Consider the following 498-nt stretch of genomic DNA (forward strand, 5'->3'; position numbering starts at 1 on the left):
GCAGCAATGCTGCCATGAGTGTTTCGTGATCAAGGTGAAGGTCTGCGAGAATATTGGCGACAGCAATAGGGTGAATAATGTACGGGTCGCCACTGCGTCTATATTGCCCTTCGTGCGCCTCTTTTGCGACGTAATAGGCGCGTTCAATCAGTCTTACCTTGTTGGTGTCTAGGTAGGACTCGGCTCTCTCGATTAAGCCATCAATATCGGGCACGCTTTCTCTGCTCACTTGTGCGGAATGAAGAAATAAAAAAAGCCGAACGGCTAAAGCTGTTCAGCTTTTTATAAGCTCACCCTAATGATATTTGAGCGAGCTGTTTTTTCAAGCGTATTATCGCAAAGAAGTTATTCTTCTTCGCTAAAATCAACATTACCTGCGTTGATATGGCCTTCAGCGATTTCACGAAGCGCCAATACTGTTGGCTTGTCGTTTTCAACAGGAACCATTGGCTCTTGCGCAGTGTTTGCAAGTTGACGAGCGCGCTTGGTCGCAACCAT

Annotated in this window: 2 protein-coding genes; both read right to left on the bottom strand. The window is 46.6% G+C overall.

Going from position 1 to position 498, the window contains the following annotated elements; genetic code table 11:
* Positions 1-214: HD domain-containing protein (locus A3762_RS21915; RefSeq protein ID WP_156493663.1), on the bottom strand; the 214-nt coding region annotated here is incomplete at its 3' end.
* A 131-nt stretch (positions 215-345) separates the two neighbouring features.
* Positions 346-498, bottom strand: a complete 153-nt coding sequence (rpoZ, locus tag A3762_RS21920) for a DNA-directed RNA polymerase subunit omega (RefSeq protein WP_068757634.1) — start codon at positions 496-498, stop codon at positions 346-348.

Source organism: Oleiphilus sp. HI0125 (assembly GCF_001635355.1).